The sequence below is a fragment of the Paraburkholderia sp. SIMBA_053 genome, assembly GCF_046534895.1.
In the GTDB taxonomy this organism is placed as follows: domain Bacteria; phylum Pseudomonadota; class Gammaproteobacteria; order Burkholderiales; family Burkholderiaceae; genus Paraburkholderia; species Paraburkholderia caledonica.
This window is the reverse complement of record NZ_JAWRXU010001051.1, coordinates 1-258: the sequence shown is the minus strand read 5'-3', so window position 1 is coordinate 258 and position 258 is coordinate 1. Positions and strand designations below refer to the sequence as shown.

Annotated in this window: 1 protein-coding gene; it reads left to right on the top strand. The window is 72.5% G+C overall.

What is annotated here, in order from left to right; genetic code table 11:
* Positions 1-218, top strand: a 218-nt coding sequence (locus SB753_RS38840; RefSeq protein WP_410805387.1) for an HAD-IA family hydrolase, incomplete at its 5' end; no start/stop codon positions are given.
* Between the last annotated feature and the right edge of the window lie 40 nt (positions 219-258).

Genomic DNA, 258 nt, shown 5'->3' with positions numbered 1-258 from the left:
GATTCGTCCGCGCCGCGGGCCTGCTGGGGATCGACCCCGCGGACTGCATCGTGTTCGAGGACTCCGGCGCGGGAATCCAGGCGGGTCTCGCGGCCGGCATGCGGGTCGTCGGTGTCGGGAAGCACGCGGCAGCACACAACCCGACCGTCCTGGTCACGGATCTCTCGCAGGTGGCCGTGACCCCCACGGCCACCGGGTTCGAGATCACGATCTCCTGACGACGGTCGCTCCCCGCGAGCGCCGCACCCCGCCGCACCC